The 17,686-nt window shown below is 69.7% G+C and carries 16 protein-coding genes; 7 read left to right on the forward strand and 9 right to left on the reverse strand.

The annotated features are described in order from the left end of the window. Positions 1–98: 98 nt before the first annotated feature. From V6V89_RS22415 to V6V89_RS22425, 3 genes are all read left to right on the forward strand, one after another. Entirely contained in the window at positions 99–1,376 is a 1,278-nt protein-coding gene (locus tag V6V89_RS22415; protein WP_334621194.1) for a cation:proton antiporter, read from the forward strand. 342 nt (positions 1,377–1,718) lie between these two features. After that, positions 1,719–3,218 carry a SulP family inorganic anion transporter gene (locus V6V89_RS22420; RefSeq protein ID WP_334621195.1) on the forward strand — a complete coding sequence of 500 codons (1,500 nt, stop codon included), beginning with the start codon at positions 1,719–1,721 and terminating at the stop codon, positions 3,216–3,218. A gap of 116 nt (positions 3,219–3,334) precedes the next feature. Then, positions 3,335–3,553 carry an FCD domain-containing protein gene (locus V6V89_RS22425; protein WP_334621196.1) on the forward strand — a complete coding sequence of 73 codons (219 nt, stop codon included), beginning with the start codon at positions 3,335–3,337 and terminating at the stop codon, positions 3,551–3,553. 162 nt (positions 3,554–3,715) lie between these two features. Here V6V89_RS22425 and V6V89_RS22430 read toward each other — a convergent pair whose 3' ends face one another. After that, positions 3,716–4,999 (reverse strand): MFS transporter, encoded by a 1,284-nt coding sequence (locus V6V89_RS22430; protein ID WP_334621197.1) that lies wholly within the window; start codon positions 4,997–4,999, stop codon positions 3,716–3,718. Then, on the reverse strand, positions 4,996–6,360 hold the full coding sequence (locus tag V6V89_RS22435) for an MBL fold metallo-hydrolase (RefSeq protein ID WP_334621198.1): 1,365 nt from the start codon (positions 6,358–6,360) through the stop codon (positions 4,996–4,998). The genes V6V89_RS22430 and V6V89_RS22435 overlap by 4 nt, the downstream gene beginning before the upstream one ends. A 79-nt stretch (positions 6,361–6,439) precedes the next feature. Here V6V89_RS22435 and V6V89_RS41775 point away from each other — a divergent pair, with 79 nt between their 5' ends. Beyond that, positions 6,440–7,096, forward strand: coding sequence for an ArsR/SmtB family transcription factor (locus V6V89_RS41775; RefSeq protein WP_442935197.1), 657 nt, complete (start codon positions 6,440–6,442; stop codon positions 7,094–7,096). 66 nt (positions 7,097–7,162) lie between these two features. Here V6V89_RS41775 and V6V89_RS22450 read toward each other — a convergent pair whose 3' ends face one another. Together V6V89_RS22450 and V6V89_RS22455 are read right to left on the reverse strand one after the other, a co-directional pair. After that, a complete protein-coding gene (locus V6V89_RS22450; RefSeq protein ID WP_334621199.1) occupies positions 7,163–7,798 on the reverse strand; it encodes a class I SAM-dependent methyltransferase in 636 nt (211 codons plus the stop codon). Then, positions 7,795–8,433: a TetR/AcrR family transcriptional regulator gene (locus tag V6V89_RS22455; protein WP_334621200.1), complete on the reverse strand. Its 639-nt coding sequence runs from the start codon at positions 8,431–8,433 to the stop codon at positions 7,795–7,797. The genes V6V89_RS22450 and V6V89_RS22455 overlap by 4 nt, the downstream gene beginning before the upstream one ends. 108 nt (positions 8,434–8,541) lie before the next feature. Between V6V89_RS22455 and V6V89_RS22460 the strand changes: the two genes are divergently transcribed. Both V6V89_RS22460 and V6V89_RS22465 read left to right on the forward strand, forming a co-directional pair. Then, on the forward strand, positions 8,542–9,483 hold the full coding sequence (locus V6V89_RS22460) for an ABC transporter ATP-binding protein (protein ID WP_334621201.1): 942 nt from the start codon (positions 8,542–8,544) through the stop codon (positions 9,481–9,483). A 1-nt stretch (position 9,484) separates the two neighbouring features. Further along, a complete protein-coding gene (locus V6V89_RS22465) occupies positions 9,485–10,249 on the forward strand; it encodes an ABC transporter permease (RefSeq protein ID WP_334621202.1) in 765 nt (254 codons plus the stop codon). A gap of 77 nt (positions 10,250–10,326) precedes the next feature. On the opposite strand, the gene V6V89_RS22470 is transcribed toward V6V89_RS22465, so the two are convergent. The 4 genes from V6V89_RS22470 to V6V89_RS22485 all read right to left on the reverse strand — a co-directional run bounded on the left by V6V89_RS22470 (position 10,327) and on the right by V6V89_RS22485 (position 15,156). Beyond that, the gene (locus V6V89_RS22470) at positions 10,327–12,075 is read right to left on the reverse strand and encodes a cellulose binding domain-containing protein (RefSeq protein ID WP_334621203.1); all 1,749 of its coding nucleotides are present in this window, start codon (positions 12,073–12,075) and stop codon (positions 10,327–10,329) included. A gap of 261 nt (positions 12,076–12,336) precedes the next feature. Beyond that, on the reverse strand, positions 12,337–13,380 hold the full coding sequence (locus tag V6V89_RS22475) for a LacI family DNA-binding transcriptional regulator (RefSeq protein ID WP_334621204.1): 1,044 nt from the start codon (positions 13,378–13,380) through the stop codon (positions 12,337–12,339). A 65-nt stretch (positions 13,381–13,445) separates the two neighbouring features. Further along, entirely contained in the window at positions 13,446–14,462 is a 1,017-nt protein-coding gene (locus V6V89_RS22480) for a sensor histidine kinase (protein ID WP_334621205.1), read from the reverse strand. Between the two features lies 1 nt (position 14,463). Beyond that, positions 14,464–15,156 (reverse strand): response regulator transcription factor, encoded by a 693-nt coding sequence (locus V6V89_RS22485; protein ID WP_334621206.1) that lies wholly within the window; start codon positions 15,154–15,156, stop codon positions 14,464–14,466. Between the two features lie 104 nt (positions 15,157–15,260). Here V6V89_RS22485 and V6V89_RS22490 point away from each other — a divergent pair, with 104 nt between their 5' ends. Beyond that, positions 15,261–16,367 (forward strand): NAD-dependent epimerase/dehydratase family protein, encoded by a 1,107-nt coding sequence (locus V6V89_RS22490; RefSeq protein WP_334621207.1) that lies wholly within the window; start codon positions 15,261–15,263, stop codon positions 16,365–16,367. On the opposite strand, the gene V6V89_RS22495 is transcribed toward V6V89_RS22490, so the two are convergent. Beyond that, positions 16,339–17,631: a hypothetical protein gene (locus V6V89_RS22495; RefSeq protein WP_334621208.1), complete on the reverse strand. Its 1,293-nt coding sequence runs from the start codon at positions 17,629–17,631 to the stop codon at positions 16,339–16,341. The genes V6V89_RS22490 and V6V89_RS22495 overlap by 29 nt on opposite strands. Between the last annotated feature and the right edge of the window lie 55 nt (positions 17,632–17,686).

Below are 17,686 nucleotides of genomic sequence, written 5' to 3' on the forward strand. Positions count from 1 at the left end.
GGTCACCAGCAGGTCCGTTATGCTCGGCGGGCACTATTGGAGCGCCGGGAAGTCTGGTCGGCACGTGACGTTCGCCGTGCCGTCTGGAGGGGGACCCGATGTTGTTGCTGTGCTTCGCCGTGGTGTTGCTGGCCGCGGTGCTGCTGTCGAGTCTCGCGCATCGCACGATCCTGTCCACGGCGGTGCTGTTCCTGGCGGCCGGGTTCGTGCTCGGGCCGGAGACGCTCGGCGTACTGGAAGTGACGCCGGAGTCGTCGATCGTGTCGACGTTGGCGGAGCTGGCTCTATTCGCGGTGTTGTTCACCGACGGCATGCGGGTCGGCTGGGCAGATCTGCGCACCGCGTGGCGGCTGCCGGGTCGGGCGTTGGGCTGGGGTCTGCCGCTCACCTTGCTCATCACCGCGTTGTTGGCCCGGTACGTGGCCGGGCTGGACTGGCCGGAGGCGCTGCTGATCGGCGCGGTCCTCGCCCCGACCGACCCGGTTTTCGCGGCCGCGCTGGTCGGCAACGAGAAGGTACCGGCCCGGCTGCGGCATCTGCTCAATGTGGAGTCCGGCGTCAACGACGGCCTGGCGCTGCCGTTCGTCATCCTGTTTCTCGCGGTGGCGGCCGGCTCCGACGACCTGCACCTGGGTGAGCTCAGCACGGAGCTGGCCGTCGGCCTGGTGATCGGGGTGGCGGTGCCGTGGCTGGCGCTGCGGCTGGAGAAGTCCCGGTTCTTCTCGGCGTCCACGGCCTACGAGCCGCTCAACGCGGTCGCGATCGGGGTGCTGGTGCTCGCGCTCGGCAAGGTCACGCACGGCAACCTGTTCCTGGCCGCGTTCGCGGCCGGCATCACGGTCGCGACGTTCGGCCCGCGGCAGCGGGAAGCGTTCGAACACTTCGGTGAGCTGATCGCCGAACTGTTCAAGCTGGGCGCGCTGCTGGTGTTCGGTGCACTGATCTCGCTGGAGTTCCTGGGTGAGATCCCGTGGACCGGATGGGTGTTCGCGGTGCTCGCGATCGTCGTGGCCCGGCCGGTGGCTTTGTGGGTATCGTTCCTGCGCTCCGGCTTGTCAGCCCGGGAGCAGGCCGCCGCGATGTGGTTCGGGCCCAAAGGCTTCGCCTCGGTGGTGTACGGACTGCTGGTCCTGGAGGCGGCCATCCCGCAAGCCGACGAGGTGTTTCATCTGGTGGCGCTGACGATCGTACTGTCCATTGTGGCCCACTCCTCCACCGACATCGTCGTGGCCCGCTCGTTCGAACGCAGCGGCGGATACCGAGGCTGGCGCGGCACACTACGGGCGGCCGCCGCCCGCCGCGCCAACCACCACAACGGGTCCGGTGCCACCGCGACGGCCACGCGGGAGCCCGACGAGAGCGAGCCGGACGCGTAGGCGGGCCTGCCGTGATCGTCGGTGCCAGCGAACTCCGCTCGGCGCGCCGAACCGTCCACCGTGTACTCCGCCACGACGGTCCGCGCCCCGTGCGCCAGCCGCAAACGGCTACGTGATGATCGCCACGTGCGGCGAAGGGGAACTCTTCTCTGACTGGAGGGTAGGGTCAGGATCGGTCGTCGAGGTGTGGCGTCTGACCCCTCGCGGCATTGTGTGACCGGGCAACCGCGTCCGGTGCCGGTCGTTGAAGCCGGCTGGGAGCCTCTGGTGGTCTGGCGGCGTCCCATCGTGGGCGTGTTTGTGCGTGCGGCGTAATACGTACGCCCAAGTGGAAAAGGCTGTATGTCTTCGTTGCTGTCAGCGGTCCGCGGGCCGCGGTTGTCCCGCCCGGCGTGGCTGTCCCCGTCCGTGTTGCGTACCGAGGTTCTGGCCGGTTTGGTGGTCGCGCTCGCGCTGATCCCGGAGGCGATCTCGTTTTCGATCCTGGCCGGGGTCGACCCGCGGGTCGGGCTGTTCGCCTCGTTCACCATGGCGGTGACCATCGCATTCTGCGGCGGCCGCCCGGCGATGATCTCCGCGGCCACGGGCGCGATCGCTCTGGTCGTGGCGCCCCTGGCCCGCGAGCACGGCCTGGGCTACCTGATCGCGGCGGTCATCCTGGGCGGCGTCATCCAGGTAGTCCTGGCGGTGCTCGGGGTGGCGAAGCTGATGCGGTTCATCCCCCGTAGCGTCATGGTCGGGTTCGTCAACGCTCTGGCCATCCTGATCTTCGCCGCCCAGGTGCCGCATCTGCTGGGCGTGCCATGGCTGGTCTACCCGCTCGTGGCCGTCGCCCTGGTCATCATGATCGGGTTGCCCCGACTGACCAAGGCCGTCCCGGCGCCGCTGGTCGCCATCGTGGTGCTTACCGCGGTCACCGTCATCGCCCACCTCGCGGTGCCTAACGTCGGCGACGAGGGTGAACTGCCCAGCAGTTTGCCGCTGTTCGGCCTACCGGAGATCGCCTACACATGGGACACGCTGCGGCTGATCGCACCGTACGCGGTGGGGGTCGCGTTGGTCGGCCTGATGGAATCCCTGATGACCGCCAAACTGGTCGACGACATCACCGACACCCACTCCAACAAGACCCGCGAGTCCTGGGGTCAGGGCGTGGCCAACATCGTCACCGGCTTCTTCGGCGGCATGGGCGGCTGCGCCATGATCGGCCAAACGATGATCAACGTGAAGGCGTCCGGGGCCCGTACCCGGCTGTCCACGTTCCTGTCCGGGGTGTTCCTGTTGATCCTGGTGGTCGCGCTCGGCGATGTCGTGGCGGTGATCCCGATGGCGGCGCTGGTCGCCGTCATGATCATCGTCGCGGTGTCGACCTTCGACTGGCACAGCATCGCCCCGGCGACCCTCAAACGGATGCCGTGGGGCGAGACACTGGTGATGGTTTCCACCGTCGCCGTTGTCCTGGCCACCCACAACCTGGCCATCGGCGTCGTGTTCGGTGTCCTGGTCGCTATGGTCATCTTCGCCCGCCGCGTCGCCCACCTGGTCGAAGTGACCAGCGTCCTGGACCCGGACGGCGGCACCCGGATCTACTCCGTGCACGGCGAGTTGTTCTTCGCCTCCAGCAACGACCTGGTCTACCAGTTCGACTACGCCGGCGACCCGGAAAACGTGGTGATCGACATGACGCACGCCCACATCTGGGACGCCTCCTCCGTCGCCGCCCTGGACGCGATCACCACCAAGTACACCGCCCGCGGCAAGACAGTGGAGATTGTCGAGTTGAACAAGCCCAGCGCCCGCATGCACGGCACCCTCGCTGGACAGCTCAACACCGGCCACTGAGCCCGATGGCGCGCCTCCCACCCCGATGACCGGACTGGTCGGGCATGGACGACGCGCTCACTGTCGGAGGCGTTAAGGCAACGCGGCCACCAGATGAGCCACACCAAGAGTCGATCGTGGGCATCGTGTACGCCCAGGCACGCACCACCCGGCTCTACACGGGCATACCCGACGCGGCCGCCTGCGGCGCGGCAGACGACGAGCACCGGGTGATCGTCGAACGCATCAAGGCGCGGGACGCGCTCGGTGCGGCGCAGGCCATGAGCTCCCACATCGAGCAGGCGTGGAGCAGACGGCGGACCCCGGCGCCCGGGCGGGACGTGGCGGTGACGTGAACAGGGCGGGCACGGGGCCCGAAGCCTGACACGCAGTCGCGAAGCGCTACCGAAATGCGTGGTCAGGTAGGGCAGCATCGCGTCGACGACGCGGGGGTCGGTCGGAGTGGTGGCGCTGTAATCCAGGGTAAATGGGCCGGTCCGTCAGGCCGGGGTGGGTGTTCATCTACGTCTCTGTGCGAGTGCGGGCGGCGCCGCGTGGCGGGTCTCGTACATGCGGATGGCGACGATGAGGCCCGATAGCGCGGTGATGGCGGCGACGAGCCAGACGGCGGCGCGGAGGCCGAGCAGGTCGGCGGTGATGCCGGCGATTAGGGCGCCGATGGCGTAGCCGGAGTCGCGCCAGAGCCGGTAGACGCCGACGGCTCTGGCTCGCCAGGCGGGGTGGGCGACGTCGCCGATGACGGCGAGGAGGGTGGGATACACGAGGGCGGTGCCGGCGCCCATGAGTACGGCGGCGAGCGCCCAGACGGCGAAGCCGGTGCTGGCGGCGACGAGGGCGATGCCGGCGGCTTGGGTGAGCATGCCGGCGGTAATGAGGTGTTTGCGTCCCCACCGGTCCGAGAGCCATCCGGTGAGCATCTGGCCTAGGCCCCAGACGGCCGGGTAGATCGCGATGAGGATACCGGTGCGGGCCAGGCCGAGGCCGGAGGTGGCGAACAGGATCGGGTAGAGGCCCCAGGCGAGGCCGTCGTTGAGGTTGTTGACCATGCCGGCCTGGCTGGCCGCTGACAGCGCCTTTTCCCGGAAGCTGGTGAGGGTGAAGATCTGCCAGCCGGTCAATCCGTCGTGGTGTTCGCCCTTGCGGGGGGTGTGGTTGGTGGCTTCGTGCCGGGCGTGGTGGTGGGTTTCGCGGACGAATACGGCAGATAGGCCGAGGCCGAGTGCGGCGACCGCCAGACCGAGCAGGAACGGCGCGGGGCGTAGTCCGTGTTCGGCGGCGAGCCATCCGGTGGCCCAGCCCATGGCGGCGACGGCGAGGTAGCCAGCGGCCTCGTTGAAGCCCATGGCCAGGCCGCGACGGTTCGGACCGGCCAGGTCGATTTTCATGACGATGGTGGTGGACCAGGTCAAGCCCTGGTTCACACCGAGCAGCAGGTTCGCCGCGATGACCCATCCCCAGGAGGGTGCCCAGATCAGTAGCAGCGGCACCGGGATACCGATGAGCCAGCCGGCGATCAGGACGGGTTTGCGGCCGTACCGGTCGGACAGGCCGCCGGCGGCAAGGTTGGTGAGTGCTTTGGTGAAGCCGAACACGACGATGAACGTCAGCGAGGCGGTGAACGCGCCGATGGCGAAGGCCTGCTCGGCAAGCAGCGGTACGACGATGCGTTCCTGCCCGACCATCGCACCGACCAGGGCGTTGACCGCCACGAGCAGCGCGAACTGGGGCAGGTTTGCTCGCAAACCCAACCGAACCGCGCCGACGGCGGTGGGCGCGGTCATCCGCTGGTGTCCAGGGCGCGGCCGGTCGCGGTGGCCCAGTCGTTCGGCCCACCGACCATGATGGACAGATCGGTGCGGCCGGCGCGTTCGAGGATGCTGGCGGCGGTGGCGGCGCGTTCGCCGTGCCCGCACATCACCGTGGCCGGTCCATTAGGTAGGTCGGCGGTGTGGCCGGCGAGGTCGCCGAGTTCGATCAGCTCGGCGCTGGGAAGGTGCCCGGCGTCGTGTTCGCTGTGCTGACGTACGTCCACAACGACGGGTGTGTCGAGTCCACCCGGTTTGACGAGGCGGGTGGCGCGAATGTCGCCGCCGTCGGCGGCCCACGCGGCGACGCCGCCGGCCAGCTCCCCGGCGATGCTGGCGTAGCCGATGTTCAGGGCGGGCCAGAGGATGTCGTCCGGCTCCTGGCCGGGGTCGCGCACGATCACGATAGGGGCGTCGGGTGGTAGGAGCCAGCCGAGCCAGGTGGCGTACTGGGCGCGCAGGGGGATCGACACCGACCCGGGGATGTGTCCGGCGGCGTAGTCGGCCACCGGCCGCACGTCCACCACGTACCCGCCGTCGGCGAGCACAGTCCGTACCCGGGCGGGGTCGAGCGGGACGAGGGTGGGCGGCGTAGTGATCAGGTCGGGGCCGCGGCGGTTGACCTCGGCGAGCCGGTCGAAGTACGCCGGGTAGGAGCCCAGGCTGGCCAGCAGCCTGGTGACGAAGGTGTCCTCGCCTGGCGCGGCCAGCAACGCGTTGGCGGCCTTCTCTGCGCCGATGGTGGAGGTGCGGGCCGATCCGGGCGGGGCGGAGCAGAACGATCCGGCGCCGTGGGTCGGCCACACCGCGGTCGCGTCGGGCAGCTCGGCGAGCCGGCGCAGGGAGCGGTACTGAGCCCGGGCCAGCTGTTCGGTGCGGTCGGAGCCGACCAGGTCGGTGCGGGCGGCGGCGCCGACGATCAGCGACCCGCCGGTGAAAACCCCGACCTCACGGGTGCCGTCGAGGATCAGGTAGGACAGGTGCTCCGGTGTGTGGCCGGGGGTTTCCAGCGCGCGCAGGGTCAGCCCGCCCAGGTCGACCTCGTCCCCGTCGGCCAAACTGGTGTGCCCGAACTCGCGGTTGCCGGCGGCGGAGGCGAGGATGTGGGCGTCGTGGTCGGCGGACAGCTGCCGGGCGCCGGATAGGAAGTCGGCGTGCAGGTGGGTTTCGGCGGCGTACGCGATCCGCAGCCCACGCTTGGCCGCCGTGCGATCCACCGCGCGCAGGTCGAGTGACGGGTCCACCGCCAGTGCGCGCCCGTCGCCGAGGTCGATCAGGTAGGCGCTGTTGCCCAGCCCTTCGTCAACCAGCGGGATCAACCCGTCGTGCAGATCCATCACGTCCTCCAACCATCGGGATGGCGCCCACCGGCCACATCTCCTACACTATTCCACGGAATGTTGGAGGAGGCTGGGTGTGGGTGACCGGGACCGCAAGACCGCGCTGTTCGAGCAGTTCGCCCGCGTCGGCAAGGCCCTAGCGTCGGGCAAGCGTCTGGAGCTGCTGGACCTGCTTGCCCAAGGCGAGCGCGACGTGGCCTCCCTAGCCGCGGCGGCCGAGCTGGGCGTGACCACCGCGTCTGCCCATCTGCAGACGCTGCGGCAGGCGAACCTGGTCGCCACCCGCCGGGACGGCACCCGCATCCTGTACCGGCTCGCCGGCCGGGACGTCGCCGACCTGTATGCCCGCCTGCGCGAGGTCGCCCAGTCGCACCTGCCCGACGTGGAGGCCACCCGGATCGCGTACCTGGGTGAGGACGGCGGGCAGCCGGTCACCCGCTACCAGCTCCAGCGGCTCACCAAAACGGGCACCGTCACGGTGCTGGACGTACGCCCCCCGGAGGAGTACGCCGCTGGGCACATCCCCGGCGCGGTCAGCATCCCCCTGGGCGAGCTGGCCGACCGGCTCGCCGAAGTCCCCGACGGGCAGATCGTCGCCTACTGCCGGGGCGCCTACTGCGTACTCGCCCACGACGCCGTCCGCCTCCTCGCGGCCAACGGCCGCGCCGCGACCCGACTGACGGACGGGATGCTCGAATGGCGGCTGGCTGACCTGCCCGTCGCGGTGCCGTGACCAATCCACCGCCGAGCGGCCCGGTATGCCCGGATCATCCCAGCACCCTCCCGCGCATGCCGCGTATCAGACAGCGGCTGGCTTGCGAGCAAAGATGCGCTCGATCGAGCCTGCCTTGAGGCGCTGGGCCTCGACGATGTCGAATCCGGCCGACCGCACCAGCGGAAGCTGGCGGCGGGTGAAGTGCTCACCGGCGGCACGGATGGTCACGCGTTCCAACAGCCACTGCGCTGCCCGGATCGGCGGCCAGCTGCTGCCGATGTGGTCGAGCAGCAGCAGCCGTCCGCCAGGCATCAGCACCCGCCGCATCTCACTGATCGCGGCGGCTGGGTCGGGGATCGTGCACAGCGACAGCGCGCAGACCACGGTGTCGAACGTTTGGTCGTCGAACGGCAGCGCCTGCGCGTCGCCGGTGCGCAGATCGACGTCCACACCGAGGTCGGCGGCGCGCTGCCGGGCGATGGCCAGCATCGCCGGGCTAAGCTCGATCCCGGTGATGGTCACATCGGCCGGGTACAGCGGCAGGTTGCGGCCGGTGCCGATGGCCACCTCCAGGACCCGCCCGTGTGCGCGGGCGGTGAGCCATTCGCGGCCCCCGCCGAACCAAACCTTCTCGAAGAAGGCGATCTGTTTGTCGTAGCCGGGCGCTGATTTCTCCCACACGCGCAGGGCTTTAGCGGTCGCGTCTTCCTTGATCTTCACGCGGAGCCTCCCGATCCGGGACGGTCAGGAACAAGTGCGGTGTGGTCCATGGTGGACTGTGCGGCGGCGGCGATGACGCCGCCGATCGCGGCGCGGATCCGGTCGGCCGCCCGTGCCGGATCGGGTTGGCCGGCGTCCAGCCAGGCGATCACCGCCTCGATCGCGACGGTCGGCGCGAGGTGGGATGCCCACTGTGCCCATGCCGAATCGGCGACGACGGCCTTGATCTGCACGTGCGCGATGTCGTGGATCTCGGTGCGGAAGCGGTCGGTCAGGGCCCGGAACTCTGGCTCCCGGGCGGCGTGCTGGAACAGCAATCGGAACCCGGCCGGTTCGGCCGCGGCGGCGGCCAGCAGGCCGTCGATGCTGGCCTCGGTGAACTCACCAACCTGTTCCCCGACATGTGTCGCGAGCAGCGCGCAGACCCGGTCGAGGACCGCCTGGTACAGGTCGGTTTTGGACTCGAAATGCCGGTACAAGATCACCTTCGTGATACCCGCCTCGACCGCGACGTCGTCCAGGCTGGTGTTAGCAAACCCCGCGCGGGCGAACGCCTGTGTGCCTGCGGCCAGGATTTGCTCCCGCCGCTGCGCCCGGGGCAGCCGTCGCACCGGCTTCGGCCCGCTCGTCGCCATCCACGCCCTCCCGCAAATCGTTGTTGACGTCTGAGTGTACTACTGTTTATGTTGACTCTGAAAGATACAAGCCGAAGGTGACATGCCCAACCCCTCTGGAGCGCGACGATGACTGACCAGGACGGCCGGATCGTGGTTTCCGGCCTGACCAAGACCTTCGGGACGGTCAAGGCCGTCGACGGCTTAACCTTCACTGTGCAACCAGGCTCGATCACCGGGTTCCTCGGCCCCAACGGCGCCGGAAAGACCACCACACTGCGGATGCTGCTCGGCCTGGTCCGCCCGGACGCCGGGACCGCCACGATCGGTGGCCGCGCCTACACCGACCTGCCCGCGCCCGGTGACCGAGTGGGGGCGGTGCTGGAGGCGACCGCGTTCCACCCGGCCCGCACCGGGCGTGCCCACCTGCGCATCTACTGCACCATCAACGGCTACCCCCGCACACGCGCCGACGAGGTCCTGGAACTGGTAGGCCTGGCCGGCGCCGGCCGACGGGCAGTGCGCGGCTACTCCCTCGGCATGCGGCAACGCCTCGCCCTCGCCACCGCCCTGCTTGGCGACCCAAAGGTGCTCGTGCTCGACGAGCCGGCAAACGGCCTGGACCCCGAAGGCATCGCCTGGATGCGCCGCCTACTACGCGACCTCGCCGCGCAGGGCCGCACCGTGCTCGTCTCCAGCCACGTACTGTCCGAAGTCCAGCAACTGGTCGACCACGTGGTGATCATCAACCGCGGTCGGTGCGTACGCCAAGGCCCACTCACCGCGCTATCCGACCTGCACGGACCGATCGTGTCCGTGCGCACCCCGGACCCCGGCCGGCTGCACGCCGCGCTGATCCGCACCGGCATCGACGAAGGCCGCATCACCCGCACCGGCGACCAGCTGCGCGTCACCGGGATCCAGGCCGACGACGTGGGCCAGTTGGCCTTCATCGAACAGGTACCCGTGCTGTGGCTGGCCGCCGAGCAGTCCGACCTGGAACAGGTGTTCTTCGCCCTCACCACCGACAACAGCCGGCAACCGGCCCTGACCGCAACCGCGGGAGCCTGACATGCGACGCCTCATCGCCGGCGAGTTCCAAAAACTCTTCGCAACCCGGCTGTGGCTGTGGCTGCTGCTCGGCTCGATGGCCATCACCGCCCTCTACGCGAGCCTGCAGATCGCCTTCTCCGACGACCCGGACACCTGGACCCTGCCGCTGTCCACAGCAGACGGTCAGCAGACCCTGTTCGCCGCCGCTGCGAGCGCCGCCAGCCCACTCGTCGCGGTCCTCGCAGCGATCGGGATCACCGGCGAGTACCGGCACCGCACCGCCACCACCACATTCCTGGCCACGCCCCATCGCGACCGGGTCATCGCCGCCAAACTCATCACCTACGGCCTCACCGGCATCGGCTATGCACTCGCCTGCACGGCGGTCGTCACCGCGATCGCCGTACCGTGGCTGTCCGCCAAGAACGTCGACCTGTCGCTGGCCGGCAACGGCCTGCCCGCCACCATGGCCGGCGGGATCGCCGCAGTCGCCCTCTACGCGCTGATCGGGGTCGGCCTCGGAGCGCTGCTCCGCGAACAGGTCGCCACCGTGGTCGGGCTGCTCATCTACCTGTTCGTCATCGAGGCCATCCTCACCAACATCCGCGCCCTCGACGCATGGACGCGCTACCTCCCCGGACCAGCGGACAACGCCCTCACCGGCATCACCCTGACCAACCAGGATTACCTGCGACCGTGGCAAGGCGGCCTCATCCTCACCACCTACTGCGTCGCGATCGCCGCCGCCGGCACCTACCTCGCCAACCGCAGAGACGTAGCCTGACGCAACACAGCCGCAGGGTGCCGTCGCAACTGGCCATCCCACCGCGACCGCGGCCGTTGCGTGCTCCTGGCGGATGCTCAGCTACAGGCGGTGCCGTTGAGGGTGAACCCACTCGGAGCGGCGTTGTTGCCGCTATGGCTGGCTTGGAAGCCGATATTGATCGAGCCGCCCGGTGGTATTGACGCGTTATGGCTGACGTTCGTCGCGGTCACCTGACCACTGGCTGGTGAGTACGTGGCGTTCCAGCCGGAGGTGATGGTCTGCCCAGATCCGAGGGTGAATCGCAGCGACCAGCCGTTGACAGCGCTCGTGCCGGTGTTGGTGATGGTGATGTTGTCGACCAGGCCGGTGTTCCACGCGCTGACCACGTTGTTCACCTGGCAGGTGCCGGTGGGCGGGGTCGTGGGCGGGGTCGTTGGCGGCGTCGTGGGCGGGGTTGTTGGCGGCGTGGTGGGCGGCGTGGTCGGCGCGGGGCCCTCGCTCAGCGTGACGGTGGAGATGCTTCGTGCAGGGATGTTGACGGTCGCCTGTCCGCCGCTGACACTCGCTGGCTGAGACTGGGCGCTCAGGTTTTGTGAGGTGACGAAATGCTCGGCCTTCGAAATGCTCTGCGGCACCTGGACGACGGCATTGTTGACCGCGCTGTTCGAACGATTGAGAATCACCAGCACGACCTTGCCTCTCCCCTGGTAGGCCGTGACCTCCAGAGAGGAAGCTTTCGAGCTCTTCGAGAGAGCGACCCGCTTGTCGCCGGGCCGGACGTACTTGGAGTACTGCGAGAATGCGTAGCCGCGCTTGAGGACCGCGCCCTTCGTCGTCCCGAACTGCGACTCGCCGTCACCGATGAAGGAGTAGAAGCGGCGGCCGTACCACCAGATGTACGCGCTCCAACTGGACTCCATCGACTTGTGCACGGTACGCATGATGTCGTCCAGGGTCTCGTTCCAGACGGCCGCGTTGCTGGGGTTCCCCCAGATGTTCGAACCATCCCCGTCGGCCTTGTGCAGGTTCCACTCCGTCATCCACTGGTTCTTGCCGTACTGGTTGGCGAGCGGGTAGGGCGACAGGTTTCCACTGTTCTCGGTGTCGTACAGGTGGCCGCCGACGTAGCCGATGTTGTTGCGCGCGGTGGCGTCCTGCAGCGTGGGGTCGGTGTACTGGCGGTTGAATCTCAGGGACTCGGCGACCATGAGCTTGGTGTCCTTGACCTTTGCGCCCTGGTCGCGGACGAAATTGCGCAACTCGGCGCCGGTCCAGTCCATCGAATCGTAGTCTGGGTGCCAGTCCGGCTCATTCTGGACCGAGGTCACGTCGATCGTGACGCCCTGGTTCTTCATGTACTGCACGTAACCGTTCAGGTGCTCGGCATAGTCGTCGTAGTAGTCGGTCTTGAGCTTGCCGCCGCCGACCCTGCTGTTGTTCGTCTTGAAGTTCGCGGGGGCCGTCCAGGGCGAGGCAAGAATCTTGACATTGGAGCCGTAGGACTTCGCCGTCTTCAGGCTGTTCACCGCATAGCTCCACTCGCTGGACACAGGCGACAGCCCGGTCCGAACGATCGAGAGGCCGAGCTGCCCCGGGCCCATACCGACTAGGGTCTGGGTTTCGTCGGTCGTCCAGTGGCCGCTGGCACTTCCCCAGATCGGGGTCGCGGCCCCGAACCCGTCGATCGTCTGGTACGACGAGGCGGTATTGACGGTGATATCAGGTGTTGCGGCCAGCAGAGGCGGGGCGGTCAGGAGGCTCGCCACGGTGGCCAACGCGGCCGTCGCGGCCACCAACGGAATTCGGGACCGTTTCACGGTTCCTCCACAGTTCGTCAGCAGCAACCTTGAGATTCGACGGCAGAGTGCGGCCTGGTGGCTCTCGATCGACGGACGCTCTCAACCAACCTTGGAAACGTTTAGTTGATACCTGTCGATGTTTAGATATTGCATCATAGGTCGAGGACTGCCGCCGCCAGAGTGACATTCATCACAGGACGTGGCCCCAGCCCCCAGTCAGCGAGCTGAGCTACTGCCGCCCGAGCACGAAACGGAGGCCCGCCGGGAAGCTGCGGGCCCGGCCGGTCCGAAAGGTTTCCATCCCTTTCAGAATCGGTGCGGCGGTGCGGTGCTCTGGCGGACCACGAGCGCCGTCGCCAGTTCGACCCGGGTCTGCAGAGGAATCTTGGCGGCGGCGAGGGAGAGCAGCATGTGCGCGGCCGCCTCTCCCATATCGGCGAACGGCTGCCGCACGGTGGTCAGCGGCGGGGGAAAGCAGCGCGCCAGGTTGATGTCGTCGAAGCCGACCACGCTGAGGTCCTGCGGAATGCGCAGGCCCGCCTGACGGGCGGCCTCGTACACACCCAGAGCCTGCAGGTCGTTGCCGCAGACGATGGCGCTCGGGCGATCGGTCAGGTCTATCAGCTCCGCCGCCAACCGCAGGCCGTCGTTGGTCTGGAAGCGGCCCGAGCGCACCAGCTTTTCGTCCAGCGGCGCACCGGCGGTGTCCAGCGCCGCTCGGCACGCGTCCAGCCGGGCCCGCGCGCACATGAAGTCGCTCGGCCCGCTGATCACGCCGATGCGCCGGTGACCGAGTTCGAGCAGGTGCCGGGCGACGGTGACACCGCCGCTCCAGTTCGTCGCACCCACCGACGGCGTGGGGTGAGCCGGCTCCCCCATGGGATCCAGCGCCACCACCGGGATACCGCTGACCGCCAGCTGCTCATGCTGCTCGGGGGTGAAATGGGAGTGCACGACGATCGCCCCAAGGGGCCGCCGGGCAAGCAACTGCTCCGCCCACGAGCGGGTGACGGGCGCCTGGTTCAGGGCGTTGGTGAACCCCACCGCGACGTCGTGTTGGCGGGCCACCCGCTCCGCGCCAGCGACGATCTCGATCGTGAGGTCGCCCTCGAGCCCGTAGGACACCACCTCGATGGCGGCTGCGGGCTCGGTCACCTGTGGCCGCCGGTAGCCGTGCTCGCGCAGCATGGCTTCCACTCGCTGTCGGGTGTTGACCGCCACGCCCGCGTGTCCGTTCAAGACCTTCGACACGGTGGCCGGCGAGACGCCCGCCAGCCCGGCGATCATCGCCACCGTCAGCTCGCCCCGCCGGCGCCCGCGCCGGTGCACTGCCCAGGTACCACCCGTCACCCCGGAAGTGTATGTATCGACCTCAAACAATATCCACCGGGCACACCGCCGCCGGACGGCTGGCCTCAGGCGGCAGGCAGTTGGACGACGAAACGGCATCCGCCGTCGGTGTTCTTTACGCTGACCTGGCCGCCGTGGGCCTCGACGAGTCCCCGCACGATGGCCAGACCGAGACCGCCGACAGCGGCCTGCCCCGCGGCGACTGGGGTGCGGGCCCGTTCGCCGCGAAACGCCACGTCGAAGACGCGGGGCAGGTCCCTTTCCGGGATGCCGCCGCAGGTGTCGGCGACCTCCAGCCAGACGCGATCGCGGTCACGGCCGCCACTGATCCGGACGGTGCCGTCCTCGGGCGTGTAGCGAACCGCGTTGAGTAGCAGGTTGGCCACCACGCGGGCGAGCTCCGGCTCGCTGGCGTTGACGGTGGGCCAGCCCGTGTGGGCGGTGATCAGGCGGATGCGCCGGGCGTCGGCGATAGGGGCGGTGGCGGCGACAGCGTCGGATACGACCTCGCCGAGCGGGACCGTGGAGATCGAGAGGTTGAGCGCGCCGGCGTTGATGCGGGACAGTTCGAACAGGTCGTCGACGAGGCGGGTCATCCGGTCAGTTTCGGTCCGGATCCGCCGGTGGTACTCGGCCACCGTGGCCCGGTCGTCCACCACACGGTCCTCGAGCGCCTCGGCCATCGCCCGTAGACCAGCCAGCGGGGTACGCAGGTCGTGCGAGACCCAAGCGACGAGGTCCCGGCGGCCCTTTTCCAGCTGCCGCTCCCGCTGCCGGGCCTGCTCGGCCCAGACCGCGGCCGCGGCCAGCCGGCTGCCGAAGAACCACCCGACCGCCAGGCTGACAGCGGTGGCAGCCGCCACCGTGACCAGCACGACCTGCAGGTCGTGCGCCGACAGGAACATCGCCTCGGCGATGGTGACGACGCCAGCGGTCACGCTGCCTACCGTGATCGCGACCAGGACCCAGATGTGGGCCATGATCGAAGACCCGCGCAGCAGGCGCAGCGCAGCGGCGCCCAGCGCGCCGACGACCAGCGCCCCACCGAGCGCGGCCAAGAAGATCAGCAACAGGTCGCGCACGTCACGAGGCCATCTCGTACCGGTAGCCGACGCCCCACACCGTGACGACCCGCCGCGGCGCCGCCGGATCGTCCTCGAGCTTCTCGCGCAACCGCCGGACGTGAACCGTGACCGTGGACTGGTCACCAAAGTCCCAGCCCCACACCCGTTCGAGCAGCTCGGCGCGGCGGAAGGCCCGCGAGGGATTGCGCATGAGGAACGCGAGCAGGTCGAACTCCCGGACCGTCAACGTCAGCTCGTCACCGCGGAGCCAGGCGACCCGGCGGCCGACGTCCAGGACCAGATCGCCGTCGACCAGACGGGCCGCGATGCCCGGGGCGGTATCGGTGCCGGCCCGGCGTAGCACGGACTGCGCCCGCAGCACGAGCTCCCGCGGCGAAAACGGCTTGGTCATGTAGTCGTCGGCACCGAGTTCGAGGCCGAGCACCCGGTCCGACTCCTCGCCGAGAGCGGTGAGCATCACGATCGGGATCTGGTCCGGGCGGGTCCGCAGTCGACGGCACACTTCGAGGCCGTCGATGCCCGGCAGCATCAGGTCGAGCACGACCAGGTCGGGCGGATCGCGGTCGACGACGGCGAGCGCGGTGGCGCCGTCGGCCGCCATGCCGACCTCGAAGCCGGCCAGGCGCAGGTACCGGCACACCACGTCGCTGATCGTCGGGTCGTCGTCGACCACAAGTATCCGCTGCCCCACACTGGCTACGCTACCGGCGCCGCACGCCGGTCCCGCCTTGATGATCTATTTCGGAACCCTTACGTGATCACCACCCGTGGCGATGCCGCGCTTACCGTGGCGCTGTGCGAATTCTGATCACCGGCGGCGCCGGCTTCATCGGTTCACACGTCGCCGACGCGCTCGTCGCGGCCGGTCACGACGTCATCCTGCTCGACGCGCTGCTGCCACAGGCGCACGGCGGGCAGCCACCGCAGTGGAGCAGCCGGCATCAGATGGTGCGCGGCGACGTCCGCGACCCCGACCTGCTGGCTGGGGTTCTGCGCGGCGTGGACGCCGTGTGCCATCAGGCCGCGATGGTCGGGCACGGCGTCGATCCGTCGGACGCGCCGCTGTATGCCGCCCACAACGACCACGCCACGGCGGTGCTGCTCGCCGCCATGCACGGCGCGAACATACGGCGGCTGGTGCTGGCCAGCTCCATGGTGGTCTACGGCGAGGGCCGGTACACGTGCCCGGAGCACGCGGTGGTGCCGCCGGCGCCCCGCCGCGCCGAAGACATCACGGCCGGCCGGTTCGATCCGACCTGCCCACGGTGCGGTGCGACCCTCGTGCCCGGCCTTGTCCCGGAGGACGCTCCCCTGCGGCCACGCAGCATCTACGCGGCCACGAAGGTGGCGCAGGAACACCTGGCGCAGGCGTGGGCGACGCAGGCCGGCGGCGAGGTGTACGCGCTGAGGTACCACAACGTTTACGGGCCGCGGATGCCGCGCGACACCCCGTACGCCGGAGTCGCGTCGATCTTCCGGTCCGCGCTGGCGCGCGGGCACGCCCCGCGGGTGCTGGAGGACGGCGAGCAGCGCCGCGACTTCGTGCACGTTACCGATGTGGCGCGCGCCAACCTGCTGGCGTTGACCGCACCCCGCCCGCCGGAGGGTTTCGCGGCGCTCAACGTGTGCTCGGGTGAGCCGCACACGGTCGGCGACCTGGCGCGCGTGCTGGCGGCCGCGCTCGGCGGCCCGGAGCCGATCATCGTCGGTGGCGCCCGAGCCGCGGACGTGCGGCACGTGGTGGCCTCGCCGGAACGTGCGGCCGAGTTGCTGGGCTTCCGCGCCCGGGTCGGCTTCACCGACGGGGTCACCGCGTTCGCCACCGACCCGCTGCGCGAGCCCGCCGCCTGGCACGGCCAGCGGCGACCGGCAGTCACCACCACGTCCACAGTAGATGGTTGACGGCGAGCGCGGTCACCGCCTGGGCGGCCAGCCAGCCGCGCCGGTGCCGCTCGGGTAGCGCGGCCATGGCGACCACCAACCATACGGCGAATGGCAGCCAGATCCGCTCCACCTCCGCCTTGCTGAGGCCGGACAGGTCCGCGGCCAGGATGGCGGCCGCGGCAGCCGCCGGTAACCACCAGGCCGGGCCACGGCGGGCGGACATGAAGGTACGGCGCAGCGCCGGCCCGACGGCCGGGCCGGCGCACAGCACCAGCGCCGCCAGGTTGGCCCACACCCAGTAGGCGTACGGACGGTCCGCGGCCCAGCCCTGGTAGTAGCGTTCGACGACCAGTTGGTACCCGTCCAGCCACCAGAAGCCGGCGGCGGTGAACGCGACGACCACCGCGGCGACACCGGCCAACCCACCGGCCAGCGCGGCGACTCGATGCCGTGCGCGCAACAGCAGCACCGCCAGCGCCAGCGGTCCCACGAGAACGAAGCCATACGACAGGTACAGCGCGAAACCCAGCACCAGGCCGCCGAGCGGTGCCAGCCACCACCGCCCCGCTGCCAGCAGCGCCAGCCCGGCCGCCACCACACCCGCGAAGACCGCGTCGGCGGACACACCGAGCCAGACGGCGCCGGGAAGCAGCACGAGAAACGGCAGCGCTGCCCGGGCCTGCGCCTCGGCGCCCAGCGAACGCAGCGCCAGCGGCACCGACACCACGACCGTGGCGCCGGCCAGCACGCACGCCAGCGCGGCCGGCCCACCACCACCGAGACCGACGCGGTCGAGTGCGACGAAGACCAGCAGGGCACCGGGTGGATGCCCGGCGGTGTGCGTAGACCACGACCCGGCACGGAAATCCACGATCCGGTCGGCGAAGCCGGACAGCATCGCGCCGATGTCCGTGATGCGGGGCACCTCGGTCAGATACTCGGCCTGCGGGGTGAGCCGCTCAGCCAGGCCACCGGACCAGCCGTCGATCAGCGCCAGCGACAGCGTCCAGGCGACCGCGGCGACATACCCCAGCGCGAGCAGCCGGCCCCAGGAGGTCCGGCGGGCGAGATCCACGCCCCGCCACACGACGGCGGCCGCGACCGCCAGCGCCGCCGGCGTGCCCCAACCTGCGTGCGGCCGCCATTGGGCGAACAGCGGCGCCGCGTCCGCCCACAACCGCACACCGCGCCCGTTGAGCACCGCGCCCACCGTGACCGCCGCGGCGACGAGCGCCGCCTCCACGCCCAGCACGATCAGATCCGCTCGCTTGCCCCTGTCCATGATGGCGGCCGACGCTACGCCTCGATGGCGCGCTCCGCACGCGCATCACGCGGGC

The organism is Micromonospora sp. CPCC 206061 (assembly GCF_036906915.1).
Lineage (GTDB): Bacteria > Actinomycetota > Actinomycetes > Mycobacteriales > Micromonosporaceae > Phytohabitans.